Origin of the sequence: Rummeliibacillus pycnus (genome assembly GCF_050459865.1) — a bacterium.
GTDB classification, from domain to species: Bacteria; Bacillota; Bacilli; order Bacillales_A; family Planococcaceae; genus Rummeliibacillus; species Rummeliibacillus pycnus_B.
This window is the reverse complement of sequence record NZ_JBCMNM010000077.1, coordinates 89,340-109,093: the sequence shown is the minus strand read 5'-3', so window position 1 is coordinate 109,093 and position 19,754 is coordinate 89,340. Positions and strand designations below refer to the sequence as shown.

Annotated in this window: 18 protein-coding genes; all 18 read right to left on the bottom strand. The window is 36.7% G+C overall.

Annotation, left to right across the window (positions count from 1 at the left end; genetic code table 11):
* Nucleotides 1-116: 116 nt before the first annotated feature.
* Nucleotides 117-1,007, bottom strand: coding sequence for a 4-hydroxy-tetrahydrodipicolinate synthase (gene dapA, locus ABE048_RS15855; RefSeq protein WP_430312240.1), 891 nt, complete (start codon nt 1,005-1,007; stop codon nt 117-119).
* A gap of 13 nt (nt 1,008-1,020) precedes the next feature.
* Entirely contained in the window at nt 1,021-2,061 is a 1,041-nt protein-coding gene (locus tag ABE048_RS15850; RefSeq protein ID WP_430312239.1) for an aspartate-semialdehyde dehydrogenase, read from the bottom strand.
* Between the two features lie 80 nt (nt 2,062-2,141).
* Entirely contained in the window at nt 2,142-2,729 is a 588-nt protein-coding gene (locus ABE048_RS15845; protein ID WP_430312238.1) for a dipicolinate synthase subunit B, read from the bottom strand.
* Between the two features lies 1 nt (nt 2,730).
* On the bottom strand, nt 2,731-3,537 hold the full coding sequence (locus tag ABE048_RS15840; protein WP_430312237.1) for an NAD(P)-dependent oxidoreductase: 807 nt from the start codon (nt 3,535-3,537) through the stop codon (nt 2,731-2,733).
* Nucleotides 3,534-3,803, bottom strand: coding sequence for a YlmC/YmxH family sporulation protein (locus ABE048_RS15835; protein WP_430312236.1), 270 nt, complete (start codon nt 3,801-3,803; stop codon nt 3,534-3,536). The genes ABE048_RS15840 and ABE048_RS15835 overlap by 4 nt, the downstream gene beginning before the upstream one ends.
* A 78-nt stretch (nt 3,804-3,881) precedes the next feature.
* The gene (locus tag ABE048_RS15830; protein ID WP_430312235.1) at nt 3,882-5,111 is read right to left on the bottom strand and encodes a M16 family metallopeptidase; all 1,230 of its coding nucleotides are present in this window, start codon (nt 5,109-5,111) and stop codon (nt 3,882-3,884) included.
* A gap of 133 nt (nt 5,112-5,244) precedes the next feature.
* Nucleotides 5,245-7,356: a polyribonucleotide nucleotidyltransferase gene (pnp, locus tag ABE048_RS15825; RefSeq protein WP_430312234.1), complete on the bottom strand. Its 2,112-nt coding sequence runs from the start codon at nt 7,354-7,356 to the stop codon at nt 5,245-5,247.
* A 195-nt stretch (nt 7,357-7,551) separates the two neighbouring features.
* Entirely contained in the window at nt 7,552-7,821 is a 270-nt protein-coding gene (rpsO, locus tag ABE048_RS15820; protein WP_066785740.1) for a 30S ribosomal protein S15, read from the bottom strand.
* Nucleotides 7,822-7,971: 150 nt separating this feature from the next.
* Complete coding sequence (locus ABE048_RS15815; RefSeq protein WP_430312233.1) at nt 7,972-8,919, bottom strand: bifunctional riboflavin kinase/FAD synthetase; 948 nt, start codon at nt 8,917-8,919, stop codon at nt 7,972-7,974.
* Between the two features lie 11 nt (nt 8,920-8,930).
* A complete protein-coding gene (truB, locus tag ABE048_RS15810) occupies nt 8,931-9,845 on the bottom strand; it encodes a tRNA pseudouridine(55) synthase TruB (protein WP_430312232.1) in 915 nt (304 codons plus the stop codon).
* 147 nt (nt 9,846-9,992) lie between these two features.
* The gene (rbfA, locus tag ABE048_RS15805; protein WP_430312231.1) at nt 9,993-10,340 is read right to left on the bottom strand and encodes a 30S ribosome-binding factor RbfA; all 348 of its coding nucleotides are present in this window, start codon (nt 10,338-10,340) and stop codon (nt 9,993-9,995) included.
* A gap of 19 nt (nt 10,341-10,359) precedes the next feature.
* Nucleotides 10,360-10,638: a DUF503 domain-containing protein gene (locus tag ABE048_RS15800; protein ID WP_430312230.1), complete on the bottom strand. Its 279-nt coding sequence runs from the start codon at nt 10,636-10,638 to the stop codon at nt 10,360-10,362.
* Nucleotides 10,638-12,923: a translation initiation factor IF-2 gene (gene infB, locus ABE048_RS15795; protein ID WP_430312229.1), complete on the bottom strand. Its 2,286-nt coding sequence runs from the start codon at nt 12,921-12,923 to the stop codon at nt 10,638-10,640. Before infB ends, ABE048_RS15800 begins: the two co-directional genes overlap by 1 nt.
* A 14-nt stretch (nt 12,924-12,937) precedes the next feature.
* Nucleotides 12,938-13,249 (bottom strand): YlxQ family RNA-binding protein, encoded by a 312-nt coding sequence (locus ABE048_RS15790; RefSeq protein WP_430312228.1) that lies wholly within the window; start codon nt 13,247-13,249, stop codon nt 12,938-12,940.
* A complete protein-coding gene (gene rnpM / locus ABE048_RS15785) occupies nt 13,246-13,524 on the bottom strand; it encodes an RNase P modulator RnpM (protein WP_430312227.1) in 279 nt (92 codons plus the stop codon). Before rnpM ends, ABE048_RS15790 begins: the two co-directional genes overlap by 4 nt.
* Before the next feature lie 77 nt (nt 13,525-13,601).
* Nucleotides 13,602-14,747, bottom strand: coding sequence for a transcription termination factor NusA (gene nusA / locus ABE048_RS15780; protein WP_430312226.1), 1,146 nt, complete (start codon nt 14,745-14,747; stop codon nt 13,602-13,604).
* Between the two features lie 21 nt (nt 14,748-14,768).
* Nucleotides 14,769-15,251, bottom strand: coding sequence for a ribosome maturation factor RimP (gene rimP / locus ABE048_RS15775; protein WP_430312225.1), 483 nt, complete (start codon nt 15,249-15,251; stop codon nt 14,769-14,771).
* A 129-nt stretch (nt 15,252-15,380) separates the two neighbouring features.
* On the bottom strand, nt 15,381-19,715 hold the full coding sequence (locus ABE048_RS15770) for a PolC-type DNA polymerase III (protein WP_430312224.1): 4,335 nt from the start codon (nt 19,713-19,715) through the stop codon (nt 15,381-15,383).
* Between the last annotated feature and the right edge of the window lie 39 nt (nt 19,716-19,754).

Below are 19,754 nucleotides of genomic sequence, written 5' to 3'. Positions count from 1 at the left end.
TGATTTCCTCCTAAAATAATCCCGAACACAAACCACTTACACTCATTATATCTATTGTTGAGAGTTTTCACAAACAAAAAAAGAATGGGCAGGCTACCCATTCAAAAAATTATTTTCTAAAATTGTTTTTGCTTTTCCAAATATTCTTCCCACGCAAGGTCAAAGGCTAATTTTTCTTTATCTGTCAGTCTTACAATCGGTAATCTAACATCTTCTGACCCTATTCCTATTTTGGTTAATGCGTATTTTACAGTTGAAGGACTTGGCGTAGAAAATAAAGCTCGAATTAATGGTAATAATGCTTGATGTATCGTTGCTGCTTCTTGATTACGACCTTCTTTAAATAATGCAATCATTTTTTGCATATCATTTCCCACTATATGTGCTGCAACGGAAATTACACCTGAACCTCCAATTGCTAGTAGAGGTAATGTTAAGCCATCATCCCCTGAGTATACTTCCAAACCATCAGGAGCTCCAGCTATAATTTCTGTCATTTGATCTAAACTACCACTAGCCTCTTTTATGATCTGAATATTCGGAATTTCACTTAAATCTAAAATGGTTTTCGGTTGTATATTCACGATTGAACGTCCTGGAATATTGTACAACATTACTGGTAACGATGTGGATTTTGCAATTGTTGCAAAATGTGCATAGATACCTCGTTCACTTGGTTTGTTGTAATAAGGACAAACTAACATAACTCCATCAACACCAACTGCTTCAACCTCTTTGGTAAGTTCCAACGAAGCTTGCGTATTATAGCTCCCAGTCCCTGCAATAACAGGAACTCTTTTATCAACTTTTTTCAAAACAAAATGAATTAAAGCAACTTTCTCGTCATGTGACAATGTTGGCGATTCACCTGTTGTGCCACAAACAACAATTGCATCGGTACCGTTTGCTATTAAATGCTCTATTACTTCTGAAACCTGCTCAAAATGAATTGAACCATCTTCACGAAACGGTGTAATCATAGCAGTAGCAACATTACCAATATTCACTTGTTATGCCCCCTTAGATTAATCCGTCTTCAATCATCTTCTCTGCGATTTGAATTGAATTTAATGCAGCACCTTTTAATAAGTTATCTGACACAATCCAAAGATGGAAAGCATTATCTTTTGTTAAGTCTTTTCGAATACGTCCAACAAATACTGCATCTTCGCCTTCAGTGTAAATTGGCATTGGATAGTCTTGTGACGAGATATCATCTTGCACAATTACACCTGGTGCTTCTTGCAATACTCTTTTAATACTTTCCACAGTTACGTCTGTTTGATCAATTTCAATATAAACAGATTCAGAATGTCCAGCAACTACTGGTACACGGACACATGTTGCAGCAACTGGTAATTCTGGCGCATGCATAATTTTTTTTGTTTCATTAATCATTTTCATTTCTTCATATGTGAAACCATTGTCAGTGAATACATCAATTTGTGGAATGACATTTCCAGCAATCGGATAATGCTTTTTATCGCCTTTTACCGGTAACACATGTGCTTCTACATTCTTTGCCTGGTCAAAATTTAAGCTTTGTTCTTTTAGTTCTTCAATCGCGCTTATTCCTGACCCTGAAACGGCTTGATATGTAGAAACAATTAAGTTTTTCAATCCAAATGCTTGGCGAATTGGTTCAAGTGCTGCAACCATTTGAATAGTTGAACAATTTGGATTGGCAATAATACCTTTGTGAGTCGCTAAATCTTGTGGATTCACTTCTGGTACTACTAAAGGAACTTCTGGATCCATACGGAATGCACTTGTATTATCGATAACAACTGCTCCTCGTTCTGCTGCAGCAGGTGCTAATGCTTTTGAAACAGATCCGCCTGCACTAAATAATGCAAAATCTACTCCTTCAAAAGCTTCTGGCGTAGCCTCTTCTATTGTGTATGTTTGACCATTAAATGTAAGTTCCTTACCAGCAGAACGTTTTGATGCGAGTAACTTTAATTTCCCAATAGGAAACTTACGCTTTGCAAGCTGCTCCATCATTTTTGTTCCTACTGCGCCTGTAGCTCCAACAACTGCTACTGTATATTCTTTAGCCATCCCTACATCTCTCCTCATTTATTCATTAGATAATGGCGCTATTGTATCACAACTAGTACGAATTTTATATAATAATTATATTATTTAGTATATTGAATCAGCAAAGGCTGTATTTGTTTCTTATCTAAGGCAGCTACAACCGTAGGTAATAATTGCGAAAAATCAGATATTAAGGAATTCGGTTTTCCAGTCGGACTATCTTGACCAAATGGAATGAAGTAGATGTTTTTGGTATTTAATAACTTCATGACGTTAACTCCATTTAATCCAAGGGCATCATTTGTTGAAATTCCTAATACAACTGGACTTCCATTTCGTAAAGTTGCTTTAGCCGCCATTAAAACTGGCGAATCAGTTGCTGCATTTGCAAATTTGCTAATTGAATTTCCTGTCATAGGAGCAATAACCATACAATCCACGGGATTGGAAGGCCCAAAAGGTTCTGCTTCTACGATACTTTTAATTACTTCATGACCTGCTAATGCTTCTATCTTTTGAATCCACTCTTCACCTGTTCCGAAACGTGTAGCTGCTGTTAATACCGAATTTGTGATAATTGGTACAACAGTTGCTCCTTGGTCTGTTAGAGATGTAATTTTAGGTATTACGTCTTCGTACGTACAGTGAGATGCAGTTATGCCAAGGCCAATACGTTTTCCCTCTAACACTTTATCCCTCCTTTAGTTCGTTATTTTTACGTATGATTACTTGTGCCAATAGATTTGCTGCATCTTGTGGAAAATACTTTCCAGGTAATCCAGGAAGTAATTTATAGTCTACACTTTGGTCATCCTCAACATTTAAGCATCCTGGAGCTGATGCTACATCAAAGATTTTTACCGAATGATCAAATTGTTGAATAAATTCATCTGTAAACCATTTATTTGGGATTGTATTGATCAAATAATAAGGCTGTGTCATATTTTCAGGTAATAGCTGCGCAGCAACATATCCATACGCAATTGCCTCTTGAATTTGACTATTTGAACGTGCTAGTATATGGACATTTGCCCCTAATTTATGCAACATGTATGCAAGCATTTTTGCTACTCGACCGAATCCTGTAATATAAAAGGATTTTCCATAAACTGAAGCACTCTCAAGTTCATAAAATGCACATAGCATCCCTTCTGATGTTAACCTTGCATTTAGCCATATATAAGATTCATCTTGCAAATAGTAAATCACTCGATTTTCATCTAGATATTGAAGTTCCTGCTGTAATGTTTGATTACTTTTACCAACAAATATGGCTGTATCTTTCTGTAACCCCTCAAAAGCATATTTAGGTAAATCAACTGCGTGAATAGGCAATACAATTCTCTGTGGTTTCTCAGTCAAAACAATCTGTTGTATTTCGTCGTTCCATGTATTTGTATACTTATAAATTACTTTTTCAAAATCAAGAGAAAGCTGCAACGCTAATTCCTTAAACCGTAAATCCTTACCCAATATAAGCCATTTTTCCATTGTCATTTAATATACCCCGATGTTAAAGGCTCAGTTTTTTTAAATAAAATTCGATCTTCGCCGATTAAAGCAATTTCTGTCCAAGGAATAAATGATTGTGTTTTATTTTCTTTTGATTGAAAAGGTAAGCGATAACCTTTTTGAACTAATTCAAAACCGTAGATTTGGCCAGTTTTAGCATTAAGTAAACACTCTGTTTCAGCGAGTAATCCACAACGCACACCATCTTTGATCTGAATCAACTCTTTGTCTGCAAGCTCCGATAAGAGCATTCAATCCCTCCTTTTCCCGTATTAACAGTGTATGTAGCCCAAGCTTTTCCCGTGCATAAAAAAGCTAAGGAGACAAACTTATATCCCCTTAGCAGGTTGAATTAATGATTTTGCATATGGTTTTGTTAACAGCTTTTGAATAACTCGATATACACTTTCTTCATCAACAGCATATAGGTCTTTTAAAGTCTCTTCTACTGTTTTATCTTTACCATATATAAGCTCGTTTTTAGCATTTCGATTCATGAAATCATTCGATGTTTCAAGTCCGAGTAATAAATTACTTTCTAATTGTTCTTTGGCATATTGAATTTCGATTTTCGATACTCCATCATTTATCATCTGCTCTGTTACTTGAAGAATAGTTTCTTCTAGTAGAGTAAGTTTATCTTGTGATGTACCACCATAAATCATAAAAGCTCCTGTATGCTCATATGCAGAATAATAGGAGAAAATAGAATAAGCTAATGCCTTTTCCTCTCGTACTTGCTGGAATAGTCTAGAGGATGTCGTATCTCCTAATATATTGTTGACTACAAGTAAACTGACTAAATCAGTGTCTTTAACTGCCAGCCCCTCGTAACCTATGGCAAGATGTGATTGTTCAGTATTACTATCTTTTTTTGTCTGTCCTGGAACAAACATTGGTATTGTTGCAATTTTTTTCGATTGAACTGATGAGTTATTAAACTGATCAAATAGAGTAATGATTGATGTTAGAAGCTGATCTGTAACATTTCCTGCAACTGAGATGACCACTTTATCTGGTGTATAATTTTCAGACATATAAGTTTCAATTTTATCTTTTGTAAAAGTTGCTAACGTTTCTTCAGTTCCTAAAATAGGAGCCCCTATCGAATGATTTGGATACATTACGCTCCAAAGTCTTTCATCCACATCATCATCAGGTGTGTCCTCTACCATCGCCATTTCTTCAAAGATGACTTGTCGCTCTTTCTCAATATCTGTTTCTTCAAATTTAGAATGGAAAAACATATCAGCTAATATGGACATCGCCTCAATTGCATGATGATCTAGGGTTACGGCATAGTAACACGTATTTTCTTTTGAAGTAAAGGCGTTTAATTGTCCTCCAATTCGGTCAAAAGATTCTGCAATTTCTTTAGCTGTTCTACTGTATGTACCTTTAAATAGCATATGTTCGATAAAGTGTGTGATGCCGTTTTCTTCAGGACGTTCATTGCCCGAACCTATATTGACCCATATCCCCATGGAAACAGATCGAACATAAGGTAACTTTTCAACTAATATACGAACGCCATTTTGACATATATGCTTTGTAACCAAATGGACTCCTCCTTATGTAAAAAAGAGGTTGCCGTTTCATACGAAACCGACAACCTCGTGATTTTTAATTGTGAATGTAAAACTAAAATGAAAACAAACATTTTATTCAACGTTTTACGAGCACGTTCAGCTTTTATTGTTGTTCAGCGCGTTCTTTTTCTTCTTTAATCACTACTTTTCGTGATAGGTTGACACGGCCTTGGCGGTCGATTTCGATTACTTTTACCATTAATTCATCGTCTAATTTCAAAACGTCTTCTACTGCTTTTGTACGTTCTTCTTGAATTTCAGAGATGTGTAGTAAACCATCTTTGCCCGGGAAGATTTCAAGGAATGCACCAAATTTTTCGATACGTTTTACTTTACCCATATAATATTCGCCCACTTTTGCTTCGCGAACAATATTTTCGATGATTTCTTTTGCACGGTTAATCATTGCTTCGTCAGAAGATGAGATGAAAATTGTTCCATCTTGTTCTGTATCAATTTTCACGCCAGTCTCTTCAATGATTTTGTTGATTTGTTTACCACCCGGTCCGATGACATCACGGATTTTATCTGGATTAATGTTGATACTTTTAATTTTTGGTGCATATTTTGATAATTGATTTCTTGATTCAGAAATAGTAGCAAGCATTGAGTCAAGAATAATCATACGACCACGTTTTGCTTGAACTAAAGCTTCGTCAAGGATTTCACGAGAAAGTCCATCAATTTTAATGTCCATTTGAAGTGCTGTTACACCTTTAGCTGTACCTGCCACTTTAAAGTCCATATCTCCAAGGTGATCTTCCATACCTTGAATATCTGTTAAGATTGAGTAATAATCGCCTTTTTTAACAAGACCCATTGCAATACCTGCAACCGGTGCTTTAATTGGTACACCTGCATCCATAAGAGCTAGACATGATCCACAAATACTAGCTTGGGAAGTTGAACCATTTGATTCTAATACTTCTGATACACAACGAATTGTATATGGGAAGTCTTTTTCATCTGGAATAATTGCTGATAATGCACGTTCACCTAGAGCACCGTGACCGATTTCACGACGACCAGGGCCACGCATTGGACCAGTTTCACCAACAGAGAATTGTGGGAAATTATAATGGTGCATAAAGCGTTTAGATTCTTCCACTCCAAGACCATCAATAATTTGAACATCACTTAATGCACCTAAAGTACAAATAGACAATGCTTGAGTTTGTCCACGTGTAAATAAGCCAGAACCATGTGTACGTGGTAATAAACCTACTTCAGAAGATAAAGGACGAATCTCATCTAATTTTCGACCATCTGGACGGATTTTTTCTTCAGTGATTAAACGGCGAACTTCTTCTTTCACCATTTTATCTAAAATTTGATTTACTTGTTTTAATGTTTCTTCGTCTGTTTCTTGCTCTTCATATTTCGCTACAACTTCTGCTTTTACAGCTTCAATTGCTTCGTCACGAGCGTGTTTTTCATGAGTTTGGATTGCTGCATTCATCTTTTCTTCATATTCAGAAGTGATTACTGCAGTTAACTCTGCATCTAATTCATGAAGTACAACTTCAATTTTTTCTTTACCAGCTTGAGCAGTAACTTCTTCTTGGAATGCGATTAATTTTTTAATTTCTTCATGTCCGAACATAATCGCTTCAAGCATTGTTTCTTCTGGTACTTCTAAAGCCCCTGCTTCAACCATGTTAATAGCATCTTTTGTACCAGCAACTGCTAAGTTGATAATAGAATCTTTCCATTGTTCAACTGTTGGGTTAACAATGAATTCACCGTTGATCATACCTACTTGAACGCCGGCGATTGGGCCATCAAATGGAATATCAGACACCATAAGTGCTAATGATGAACCAAGCATTGCTGCCATTTCTGTACTACAATCTGAATCTGCAGACATGACCATCGAAATAACTTGTACTTCGTTACGGAAGCCATCTGGGAAAAGAGGTCGAATCGGACGGTCGATTAAGCGAGATGTAAGAACCGCTTTTTCAGAAGGACGTCCTTCACGTTTAATAAATCCGCCTGGAATTTTACCAGCAGCGTATAATTTTTCTTCGTAGTTTACTGTTAATGGGAAGAAATCTGCTTGTTTAGGATGTTTGGACATTGTTGCGTTACATAATACAGCTGTTTCTCCATAACGTACCATTACGGCCCCATTAGCTTGTTTTGCGAGCTGACCAACTTCAATTTGCAAAGGTCGTCCTGCCCATTCATAGGTAAAAACCTTTTTCTCGTTCATGTATTGAACTCCTCTCTTAAAAAGAAAACCTAATCACATATATGTTTATGTTATGTAGTTACTTGTAGTTTATCAAAAAAAATTATGCTTTGCGAAACATTTCTCTAAACTTCAGTTTCAATTATTAAATAGGAGGTTATATTTATTGAAGCATAAAGAAAAAGCGGGACAAGCCCGCTTTCACAAAATTGCATTTTATCGACGTAAGCCGAGTTTAGTAATGATTTCACGGTAGCGTTGTACGTCATTTTCACGTAAGTATTTTAATAAGTTACGACGACGTCCGACCATTTTGAATAAACCGCGACGAGAGTGGTGGTCTTTTTTGTGAACACGTAAATGTTCGTTTAAGTTGTTAATCTCTTCCGTAAGGACAGCGATTTGAACTTCTGGTGAACCAGTATCACTTTCATGAGTACGGTATTCAGCAATGATTTCGTTTTTACGTTCTTGTGTTAGTGCCATCCTATTCACCTCCTAAATTGAAATATCCCCAATTACTGAGCTACTCGTTGGTGATTCGATGTGCCAAGTAATGGTTAAGTAACTTGTTATGCAAGTCACTTTAGAAATATTAACATAAAGATTTCACTCATGCAACTATAATTAATTGAACTAGCAGTGACTCAAATATTCCAATGCATGCTGTTTATCTAATTCGATTTGAGCTTTTAATGATTCGATTCCATCAAATTTTTGTTCACCACGAAGATATTTATACCAATCCACTTTTACTTCTTCTCCGTAGATATTTTTGTCAAAGTTATTAATATATACTTCAATAGTTAAATTCTTTTCATCAGGATTTTTGAAAGTTGGTTTATATCCCACATTACATACACCATCATGCCATTCATTTTGAACTAGTATACGAACCGCATAAACACCTGTCGCTGGAATAAAGGAACCTTCAGCCTCTTGAACATTCGCTGTTGGGAAACCAATTTGTCGGCCACGCTTGTCCCCATGAACAACAATACCAGGTATTTGGAATGGGCGTCCTAAAAGCAAACGAACTCGCTCCATATCTCCCTCTTTTAACGCTTGACGAACATTTGTTGAACTGATTTTTTCTGATTCTTGTTGTTGCTTTTCTACTACTGAAACTTCATAATCTTCATTACTCATATCTAGTAAATCCTTCATCGTACCTCTTCCCATCTCACCAAATGTAAAGTCGAATCCGGCTGTCACATGTTTTATATTTAAATTACGGATAAATATATCTACAAACTGTTGAGGGCATAATTTAGCAAAATCTGAAGTAAATCGAACGACAAATACTGTATCCACTTTTAGTTCTTCTAAAATTTCTAGTTTTTGTTTTAATGGCGTAATGTAAAATACTTGTTCTTTACGTTGCCCTAAAACAATAGAAGGATGCGGATCAAATGTCATAACCGCAAGTTTTAAGTTTTTATTTGTTGCTTGTATTTTTGCTTCTTTTACAACAGCTTGGTGTCCACGATGTACCCCATCGAAAAACCCAACTGCTAAAGAGTAAGGTCCCTCAATATACTTTGAACTAATCTGATGAGGGTACATCAGTTGAATGACTTTCATGCTAGTGCCTCCTAATCAACTTTTGGGAACATTTTTTCTGGTTTCATAAGTCCCTTTTTCTCTGGATGCTTCACGTAGACAGCAACCGCTTTGTTATTTTCCATATAAACTATTTTATCATGTTCTTCAAGAGAAGGGTGCATTGGTAAAACTTGGCCATTCATAATTTTCTTCTTAATATCTGGTGTCATTTCAATATGTGGAAATTCCATCAATGCAAATTCTAATGGTTTAATACAATCATTTAATTGTTCATTGTCTACTTTTTCTTGTAATTGGTCTAATGTGACACAATCATCTTTTGTAAAAGCACCTGATTTTGTACGTACTAATGAAGCCATATGAGCAGGATATCCAAGTGCTTCACCTATTTGAACAGCTAAAGTACGTATATACGTACCTTTGCTACATGCAATACGAATTGGAAAAGTAATAGTCTTTCCTTCATACACTTCGTCATCATCCAATAAATCTAAAGCATATATCGTTATTTGACGAGTTGGACGTTCAACAACTTCACCTCGTCTTGCATATTCATATAATTTACGACCATTCACTTTAACAGCTGAAAACATGGGCGGTGTTTGAGAAATAACACCTGTTAATGATTTTAATGCCTCCAGAATTTGTGTACGAGTTAGATGTTTTTCCGATTTATCTTCTTCTACAACTTCACCTTCAGCATCTTCTGTTGTCGTGGTCGTTCCAATTTCAATCACAGCTTCATAAACTTTACCTGCATCTGTTAAATATTCAGCAAGTCTTGTTGCATTGCCAATACAAATAGGTAATACGCCTTCAACACCTGGATCTAATGTCCCTGTATGCCCTACTTTCTTTGTATGTAGGATTTTACGGATTTTAAATACACAATCATGAGATGTCATGCCTTTTTCTTTCCATAATGGGAGAATGCCATGCTGCATACATGTTCACTCCTTTGCTTATAATTTATAATTTAGTGTTTAACACTGGCCCACAAGATGTGGGTCAGATAGCCGTTACGACACGAGGTCGCGCTTTATATTAGAAAAAGCCTGCAAATTTTTTCATCTGCAGGCTTCTATCGATTATTATTCTTGCGAATCGTGAAGTTGACGTAACAAATTGTCAATTCGATTACCATACTCAACAGATGAGTCAAACTCAAATGAAATTTCAGGTGTAATTCGTAAACGAATACGTTGACTAATCTCAGAGCGAATAAAGCCTTTTGCTTTTTCTAGACCTTTCATCGTATCTTGACGTTCTCTTTCTGAACCTAAGCAAGTAATAAATACCGTAGCTTGTTGTAGGTCTCCTGTTACATCTACATCTGTTACAGTAACAAATCCAACACGTGGATCTTTTAACTTACGACTAATAATATCCGCAAGTTCTTTTTTCATTTGTTCTGCAACACGGTTTGAACGCATTGACATAATCGTTTCACCTCAATTTCTATAAAAACTCTCGTTGTATGTTAAGGCATTGCCAATCAGGATTAGATTCGAGAAAAGCAATTGCCCGCCCAAGCTCTTTTTCGGCTGCCTGTTGTGAGGATGCAACGGAAACAAGTGCTAGAAGTGTTCTTTGCCAAACATCTTGATGATCAATTTCCGCTATTGAGACATTGTATTTTTGTTTTGTACGAGTAATCATACGCTGTAATACTGCTCTTTTCTCTTTTAGCGAATGTGCAGAAGGGACGAAGAATTCACACTCTGCATACATGATCATTAGCGTTTAATTTCTTCCATGATAAATGCTTCAATTTCATCTCCAACTTTAATCTCGTTGTAGCCTTTTACTGTGAATCCACATTCATAACCTCTAGCGACTTCTTTAGCATCATCTTTGAAACGTTTAAGAGAATCTAATTCACCTTCAAATATTACAATACCATCACGGATAACTCGAACGCCACTATCACGTGTTAGTTTACCCTCAGTTACATAACCACCAGCAATTGTACCTACTTTAGAAACTTTAAATGTTTCACGAATTTCAGCAGATCCAATTACTTTTTCTTCGAATTCTGGATCAAGCATACCTTTCATCGCAGCTTCGATTTCTTCGATTACTTTATAAATAATTCTGTGAAGACGAATATCTACGCCTTCTGCTTCAGCAGCACGTTTTGCATTAACGTCTGGACGTACGTTAAATCCAATAACGATTGCGTTAGAAGCAGCAGCAAGTGAGATATCTGATTCAGTGATAGCTCCGGCACCTGTATGAATAATTTTCACGTTTACGCCTTCTACATCAATTTTCATAAGAGATGCAGCCATAGCTTCTACTGTACCTTGAACGTCTGCTTTAACGATAAGGTTTAATTCTTTCATATCGCCTTGTTTCATTTGATCAAATAAGTTATCAAGTGTTACACGTTGTTTTTCTGAACGTTGTGCTTGGATAGCAGTCGATTCACGAGCTTCCCCAACTTGACGGGCTGTTTTTTCATCTTCGAATACGACGAAGCGATCTCCAGCTTGTGGCACTTCATTTAAACCAGTAATTTCAACTGGTGTTGATGGACCTGCAGATTTTACGCGACGACCTAAATCGTTGACCATAGCACGGACACGACCGTATGTATGACCTACTACGATTGGATCGCCAACATTTAAAGTACCGTTTTGTACTAATAATGTAGCAACTGAACCGCGACCTTTATCCAATTGAGCTTCAATAACTGAACCAATTGCACGACGTTTAGGGTTTGCTTTCAACTCGCCTACTTCAGAAACAAGTAAAATCATTTCTAATAATTGATCGATGCCGTCACCTTTTAAAGCTGAGATTGGAACAAAGATTGTATCGCCACCCCAATCTTCAGGAATTAAACCATGTTCAGTTAATTCTTGCATTACACGATCTGGGTTTGATGTTGGTTTATCCATTTTGTTGACAGCTACGATAATTGGAACTTCTGCAGCTTTTGCATGGTTAATAGCTTCAATTGTTTGAGGCATTACACCATCATCTGCAGCTACAACTAAAATAGTTAAATCGGTGATTTTTGCTCCTCGTGCACGCATTGTTGTAAATGCTGCGTGTCCAGGTGTATCTAAGAAAGTGATTTTCTTGCCTTTTACAACCACTTGATATGCACCAATATGTTGTGTGATACCACCAGCTTCACCTTCAGTAACTTTTGTATTACGAATTGAGTCTAATAATGTTGTTTTACCATGGTCAACGTGTCCCATAATTGTTACCACTGGCGGACGTTCTTTGATATTTGCTTGATTTTCATTTTCATCTTCTTCGAAATAAGTATCAAGGTCTGTTACATCTATACGTACTTCTTCTTCTACTTCTACACCGTAATCAGCGCAGATTAACTCGATGGCATCTTGATCTAGTTCTTGATTGATTGTTGCCATACTGCCAAGCATAAATAATTTTTTGATAATTTCAGATGGTTCGCGTCCAAGTTTTTTCGCTAAATCTCCAACTGTTAAGGATTCAAAGAAAGTAATTTTTTCTGGCAGTTCCTTCTTCACAGCTGGTTGTGGTGCTTGTTGAGGACGATTTTTACGACGTTGTCCCCCATTGATACCCGGTTTTCGTCTTTGATTATTGTTTCGGTTTCCACCTTGCGCATTGTTTCCACGCCCACCACGGTTGTTGTTATTATTATTGTTATTATTTGAACGGCCTTGGCTATTGCTACTAGTTGTATTTTGTTTTGATTTTGATTGATCTTTTGAAGTCGAATTATTATTCATAGTACTTCCTTGGGTAATTTTTTGTTTTGTTTGAGCAGGACTAGAAGAGGGTTGCTCTTTTCTTGCTACAGGACCAGTTCCTGGCTGTCCTTTAGATTGTTCATTTTGTTGAGTTGGTTGTGTACTACTATTCTTTTTATATACACCATCCAATTTGCTAATCGCTTCTATTTCTAACATAGACATATGATTTTTTACATCAATTTGGAGCTTAGATAACTGTTCAATTACTTCTTTACTTGACTTACTTACTTGTTTCGCATATTCATGAACTCGTAACTTTGTCATGTATTCACCCCCGGTTAGATTTCGTTGAGTAGCTCAGACAGTTTTTTTGCAAAACCACTGTCCATAATAGCTACGGAAACTCTCGCCTCCCTACCCATAGCGTGTCCAAGATAATCTCTTGTCGCAAATTCATGTAGCTCAACGTTAAAAGACTTACATTTATCTTGCATTTTTTTTCGTGTATTTTTAGAAGCATCCGTTGATAAAATCACAAGTTTTGCATTTTGTCCCCGAACTTCTTTAATTACTTGTTCTTCTCCAGTAACCACTTTACGAGCACGAGTGGCTAAACCTAATAAGTTATAAATTGCTTGTTCTTTATTCATGCTGATGGTTCCTTACGAACGATTGCCATTAAATCATCGTAAACTTGATCAGGAACTTTCACTTCAAGTTGACGTTCAAATACGTTCTTTTCCTTAGCTGTTTTGATGGCTGCTTCAGATTTTGAAACATACGCACCACGGCCGGATTTTTTTCCCGTTACATCAACAGTGACTTCTCCTTCTTTTGTACGAACGACACGAATCATTTCTTTCTTAGGAAGCATTTCGCCTGTAGCGATGCATTTTCTTAAAGGTACCTTACGATTGATCGGCATCAGAACTCACCTTTCCTCTGGCGTTAAGAATCGATTGGTAAGAAATAATACGATCCTACCAACCATTCTACTCTTCACTATTCTTCGTCGTCTTTATATAGGTCCACTTCAACAACTTCACTATTTGTTGATTCTTCATCTATATCTTCATATACATTAGTTTGTGCTTCTGGACGAGGATAAATTCCTAATTCAGTTGCATCTGTTTCACTTTTAATATCAATTTTCCAACCAGTTAGTTTTGCAGCTAATCTTGCATTTTGACCACGTTTACCGATTGCTAATGATAATTGATAATCAGGAACTACTACAGTTGTAGATTTTTCTTCTTCGTTTACTTGTACATCTAACACTTGAGAAGGACTTAAAGCGTTTGCTACGAAAACTACTGGATCTTCTGACCATTCCACGATATCAATTTTTTCATCGTGTAATTCGTTAACAATTGTTTGAACACGTGCGCCTTTTGCACCTACGCATGAACCTACTGGGTCTACTTCTTCATTGTGAGCAACAACAGAGATTTTAGAACGATCACCCGCTTCACGTGCGATTGACTTAATTTCTACTGTACCTTCAAAGATTTCAGGCACTTCAAGTTCAAATAGGCGGCGTAATAGACCTGGATGAGTACGAGAAACGAATACTTGAGGTCCACGAGAAGTACGTTCAACTTTCGTAATGTATACTTTAATACGATCATGAGGTTTGTAAACTTCACCTGGAATTTGTTCGTTTTGAGGAAGAACTGCTTCGATTTTACCTATACCTACATAGATATTACGAGCATCCAATCGTTCTACTACACCATTAATGATATCATCAGCACGGTCTACATATTCTTCATATACAATGCCACGTTCTGCTTCACGGAAACGTTGTGTAACAATTTGTTTTGCAGTAGTTGCTGCAATACGTCCAAAGTTACGAGGTGTTTCTTCTTCTTCGACAATATCCCCTAATTCATAATTAGGATTAATTCTTTGTGCATCTGCTAAAGAAATTTCTAAACGTTCGTCTTCCACTTCTTCAACTACATTTTTACGAGAATATAAATGCATTGTGCCTTTTTCTAAATTCAAATCCACACGAACATTTGCCGCTTGGTTATAATTCTTTTTATATGCATTAATTAGTGCAGCTTCAATTGCTTCAACGATCACCTCTTTTGAGATACCCTTGGATTCAAGTGCGCTTAGTGCACCGACTAATTCCTTACTCATTGTCTATTTCACTCCTAAAGTTTAACGTTCTGCAGAAAAATCAATTGCTAAGCGAGCTTTTGCAATTTTATCTTTCGGAATTAGAACTGTAATTTTTCTTGTTTTAATCTGTACAGTAAGTTCAGCGCCTTCGTCTGTGTATGATTTTAAATATCCTTCAAATACTTTCATACCATTGATGGCTTCATATGATTTAATATGCACAAATTGATTAATGGCTTTTTCAAAATCTGCATCTTTTTTAAGTGGACGTTCTGCCCCTGGAGAGGAAACTTCAAGGAAATAATTTTGTTCGATTGGATCAACTTCATCAAGTTTTACACTTAATAATTCACTTACTTGAGCACATTGCTCAATGTCAATGCTTCCTTCAGGAGTATCCACGTAAACACGTAAAAACCAATCTTGACCTTCTTTAACAAATTCAACTTCGACTAATTCAAGGTTTAGACTATCTACTATTGGCGTTACTAGTTGTTCTACTTCTGTTGTAACTTTGCTCATACAATCCTCCTGACTCACATAGTTGTCATAACAACAGAAAAGAGCGGGAAATCCCACTCTTTTGCTGCCGTTCTATCAACAAATAATTGTTTAAATTATAACACAATCAAGCAGCAAATGCAACTAGCCCTAGAAGAGAGAGAGTTGATTCGCGTCTGGCATCCCTTCTAAGCAACCTAATTTATCCATATACTCAATTAATGATTTCGAAACCCTACCACGAATTTGCAAATCCTCTTTAGAAAGGAATTCCCCTTCTTTTCTTGCTTTTACAATTGCATAGGCAACGTTATTTCCAAGTCCCGGAATTGCATTGAAAGGCGGGATTAAACTTTCGCCATCAATAACAAATTCTGTTGCATCAGAACGATAAAGATCAACTTTTTGGAATGACATACCACGCTCACACATTTCAAGTGATAGTTCCAATACAGTTAATAAACTTTTCTCTTTTGTTGATGCCTCTAGACCTTTTGCTTCAATTTCTTCAATATGTGCACGAATCATTTGAGAGCCATTTACCATTGCGATTAAATCGAAATCATCCGCACGTACAGTAAAGTAAGCACAGTAGTACACAATTGGGAAGTGTACTTTAAAGTATGCGATACGGACCGCCATTAATACATAAGCAGCTGCGTGAGCTTTAGGGAACATGTATTTTATCTTTTTACAAGAATCAATATACCATTCCGGAACGCTCTCTTTTCTCATAGCTGCTTCCATATCTTCTGTTAATCCTTTCCCTTTTCGGACATGTTCCATAATTTTAAAAGCCAATGAGGGTTCAAGACCTTGGTAGATTAAATAAACCATAATATCATCCCGACATCCAATAACTTCAGATAACACACAAGTTCCATTTTCGATTAATTCACTAGCATTTCCTAGCCATACATCTGTACCGTGTGATAGACCTGAAATTTGAACAAGTTCAGAGAAAGTAGAAGGTTTTGTTTCTTCTAGCATTTGACGTACAAATCTCGTCCCAAACTCTGGAATCCCAAGTGTACCTGTCTTACAATTAATCTGTTCAGCAGTCACACCAAGTGAATCTGGGTTAGTGAAGATTTTCATTACTTCAGGGTCATCGGTAGGGATCGTTTTTGGATCAATCCCAGTTAAATCAAGTAGCATACGAATAACTGTCGGATCATCGTGTCCAAGTATATCAAGTTTTAGCACGTTATCGTGAATGGAGTGGAAATCAAAGTGTGTTGTACGCCATTCAGCATCTTGTGCATCTGCTGGATATTGAAATGGTGAGAAATCATAAATATCCATATAATCAGGCACTACGATAATACCACCAGGGTGCTGACCTGTTGTTCGTTTTACACCTGTACAACCTTGTACGAGTCGATCAACTTCAGCGCCACGCATATTAATATTATGGTCTGCTGCATAGCCTTTTACATAACCATAAGCTGTTTTTTCAGCTACTGTACCAATTGTTCCCGCACGATACGCATAATCTTCACCAAACAATACTTTCGTATAGTTATGAGCACGTGGTTGATAACTACCACTAAAGTTTAGATCGATATCGGGTACTTTATCCCCTTTGAAGCCTAAGAACGTTTCGAATGGAATATCATGCCCATCTTTTTTATAGTGTGCACCACATTCAGGGCAATCTTTGTTTGGTAAGTCAAAACCTGAACCGACAGAACCATCGTTGAAGAATTCAACATGTTGGCAATTTGGGCAAATATAATGAGGTGGTAATGCATTAACTTCTGTAATCTCCATCATTGTCGCGACAAGCGACGAACCTACTGAACCACGCGAACCTACTAAATAGCCATCACTTAATGATTTTTTTACTAGCTTATGTGATATAAGGTAAATAACAGAGAATCCATGGCCAATAATAGAGCCTAATTCTTTTTCAAGACGCGCCTCTACTATTTCGGGTAGGTTTGGTCCATAAATTTTATGTGCCATATTATAACTCATATCACGAACTGTTTCGTCCGCTCCTTCAATACGGGGAGTGTATAATTTGTCTTTTACCGGTACGACATCCCCAATCGTGTTTGCGATTTTTTGCGAATTCGTTACAACAATCTCTTTCGCTATATCTTCCCCTAAAAACGCAAAATCTTGCAACATTTCATCTGTAGTACGTAAATGAACTTTTGGCAGCTCATAACGATTTAACGGATTCGCACCACCTTGTGAGCGCAATAGAATCTTACGGAAGATCGCATCATTTTCACTTAAATAATGCACATTCCCAGTTGCTACCACCAGTTTATCTAATTTTTTCCCGATTTTCACAACTTTACGAATAATATCTTCTAGATTCCATTCATCGCGGATCAATTCGGCTTCGATTAAAGGCGCATAAACAGCTTTAGGATGTACTTCTAAATAATCATAGAATTTCGCTACTTCCATCGCTTCATCCATCGATTTTTGCATAACTGCTGTAAAAAATTCACCTTTATCGCAAGCCGTACCTATTAGTAGTCCTTGACGATATTTTTGTAATGAAGAACGTTTAATTCGGGGCACTCGATAGAATGTTTGAACATGTGATTCACTCACAAGTTTAAATAGATTTTTTAGTCCATCATTATCTACAGCTAAAATTGTACAGTGTGTAGGACGTGCTCTTTTATAAGCATCCCCTTCACCTATATGTTTGTTGAAGTCATCATGATATTTAATATCTTGTTCATCGGCTTCTTTTAATAAATGTAACAATAAATAGCCCGTTGCCTCCGTATCATAAATGGCACGGTGATGTTGTGTTAAATCAATACCGAATTTTTTACACAATGTATTTAATCGGTGGTTTTTCATTTCTGGATGCAAGAAACGTGCAAGCTCTAAAGTGTCAATTACAGGATGATGGAAATCATCAATTCCTGCTTTTTTATAGGCTTCATAAAGGAAACCAATATCGAATGTTGCGTTATGTGCAACGACGATAGCATCTCCTATAAAATCATGGAATTTCGCAATCATGTCTACAACTTCAGGTGCATCCCTTACCATATCATCCGTAATACTTGTTAATTCAATCGTTGTAGCAGATAGTGGATGATGTGGATTGGCAAAGCTTTCAAATTTATCAATCACTTCACCATTCTTAATTTTTACTGCAGCAAGTTCAATAATCGTATCATATGCTGCAGATAATCCTGTTGTTTCCACGTCAAATACTACGAATGTGTCTTCTTCAAGAAAACGATGTTGATCATCGTAAGCAATTGGAACACCATCATTGACTAAATTTGCTTCAATACCATAAATAATCTTAATGCCATGCTTTTTACCTGCATTATAAGCATCCGGGAACGATTGTGCTATCGCGTGATCCGTAATTGCTATTGCAGGATGCCCCCATTTTGCTGCTTGACCTACAAGCGAATCGACTGAGGAGACAGCATCCATTTGACTCATCGGTGTATGCAAATGTAACTCTACACGTTTTTCCCCTTCTGGCGCTTTGTCCACTCTTAATGTTGGTCTAATCTCCATCATATCTTGAGCCATTACAATCAAATCACGAACAAACGTATCATTTTGAACAGAACCACGTACTTTTAGCCACATTCCTTTTTTAGCCATTTGCATAAGAGCTGCGTCCTCTTTATCACGAGAGAACATTTTGACCAAAATAGAATCGGTGTAATCGGTTAACTTAATTGTTAACAATGACCGCCCGCTTCGTAATTCTTTTACTTCCACATCGAAAACAAATCCTTCAATTACTATTCGTCGTTCCTCATCTTGGATTTGGTGAATTTCCATCATAGGTTCATCCGGTTTAATTGGGATACCCAATTGGAAAGGTCTATCAGCAAGATCGGACAAATCAGGATTTTCTTGTTTTTCTTTTTCGCGTTTTTGCATATCCATAACGGCTTTTTGTGCAAAAGCAGCTTCCTCTTTGCGACGTTGTTCAAGAAATGCTTGCTGTTGTTCAGCTAGTTCTTCAGTTGTTTCTTTTAACTGAAAATCGATAGCCATATGAGGGAAGCCACATTGCATATATACTTCTGATAATACTTCTGCATATTTATTTTTTAATGTAGTTAATTGGAATTCTTGTTGGCAATTTAATATTAGCTTTTGTCCATTCCATTCAGGGAACTGCTTTGCTAATCCTTCTCTAAGCGGTGGGGACATTTCATCAATTTCTTCGACAATCTTTAACCAATAATCTGAAATTAATTGTTGTGTTAATTGTTGATTTACAGCTTCTATCTGAACATGTACTTTCGCGATCTGAGAGAATGCTGCATCTATACGCATTTGGAAATCTTGATAGACTCGAAAAGGTAATATATTTTGTAATTTCAATGAAAAGCGCCAAACACGTTCTTTTTTTTGCACAGTCATCCTTGTCATTTCAGCCTCTTCGAAAAAAGGCATCAAGACGTCTTCTGTCATATTAATCTGTTGTAATAATAGCTGAAATTTAAGTTTTGAATCTTGTTCGTTTGCCATCTTCCCACCTACTTTCTTACATTTACTAATAGTTCGGCA

What these genes read in the sequence shown, in the direction of transcription:
- ABE048_RS15850 (WP_430312239.1), bottom strand. Translation starts at nt 2,061, where the DNA reads ATGGCTAAAGAATATACAGTAGCAGTTGTTGGAGCTACAGGCGCAGTA.
- ABE048_RS15840 (WP_430312237.1), bottom strand. Translation starts at nt 3,537, where the DNA reads ATGACAATGGAAAAATGGCTTATATTGGGTAAGGATTTACGGTTTAAG.
- ABE048_RS15835 (WP_430312236.1), bottom strand. Translation starts at nt 3,803, where the DNA reads ATGCTCTTATCGGAGCTTGCAGACAAAGAGTTGATTCAGATCAAAGAT.
- pnp (WP_430312234.1), bottom strand. Translation starts at nt 7,356, where the DNA reads ATGAACGAGAAAAAGGTTTTTACCTATGAATGGGCAGGACGACCTTTG.
- rpsO (WP_066785740.1), bottom strand. Translation starts at nt 7,821, where the DNA reads ATGGCACTAACACAAGAACGTAAAAACGAAATCATTGCTGAATACCGT.
- ABE048_RS15815 (WP_430312233.1), bottom strand. Translation starts at nt 8,919, where the DNA reads ATGAAAGTCATTCAACTGATGTACCCTCATCAGATTAGTTCAAAGTAT.
- truB (WP_430312232.1), bottom strand. Translation starts at nt 9,845, where the DNA reads ATGCAGCATGGCATTCTCCCATTATGGAAAGAAAAAGGCATGACATCT.
- rbfA (WP_430312231.1), bottom strand. Translation starts at nt 10,340, where the DNA reads ATGTCAATGCGTTCAAACCGTGTTGCAGAACAAATGAAAAAAGAACTT.
- ABE048_RS15800 (WP_430312230.1), bottom strand. Translation starts at nt 10,638, where the DNA reads ATGATCATGTATGCAGAGTGTGAATTCTTCGTCCCTTCTGCACATTCG.
- infB (WP_430312229.1), bottom strand. Translation starts at nt 12,923, where the DNA reads ATGACAAAGTTACGAGTTCATGAATATGCGAAACAAGTAAGTAAGTCA.
- ABE048_RS15790 (WP_430312228.1), bottom strand. Translation starts at nt 13,249, where the DNA reads ATGAATAAAGAACAAGCAATTTATAACTTATTAGGTTTAGCCACTCGT.
- rnpM (WP_430312227.1), bottom strand. Translation starts at nt 13,524, where the DNA reads ATGCCGATCAATCGTAAGGTACCTTTAAGAAAATGCATCGCTACAGGC.
- nusA (WP_430312226.1), bottom strand. Translation starts at nt 14,747, where the DNA reads ATGAGTAAGGAATTAGTCGGTGCACTAAGCGCACTTGAATCCAAGGGT.
- rimP (WP_430312225.1), bottom strand. Translation starts at nt 15,251, where the DNA reads ATGAGCAAAGTTACAACAGAAGTAGAACAACTAGTAACGCCAATAGTA.
- ABE048_RS15770 (WP_430312224.1), bottom strand. Translation starts at nt 19,715, where the DNA reads ATGGCAAACGAACAAGATTCAAAACTTAAATTTCAGCTATTATTACAA.